We start from the raw sequence: 306 nt of genomic DNA on the forward strand, positions 1-306 counted from the left end.
GGTACTTCTCTGAGTGGTAGATTCTATTGATAGAAATCGCGTCAGCCGAAGGGCGAAGATGCGAAAATGATGCATTTTCGTCCCTTCTTCCACGGGCCGACCTAATATTCTACATATTGCCGAATAGGATACTTCGCCCTTAAACCGTCATTGGCTTTGCATACGAATTGCCGGCATCGATGCCCTGTGCTTTCAAAAACTTCCGGCGTGATGCCATGAACATGATCGTTTCCCCTCCGATGCTGAGGGCATTAGGCCGCTGGCTACCGGTCTCGCCCTTCTTGAGCAACTTGAGCAACGATAGAC

This window comes from Mesorhizobium sp. M7A.F.Ca.MR.148.00.0.0, from assembly GCF_003997735.1.
Lineage (GTDB): Bacteria > Pseudomonadota > Alphaproteobacteria > Rhizobiales > Rhizobiaceae > Mesorhizobium.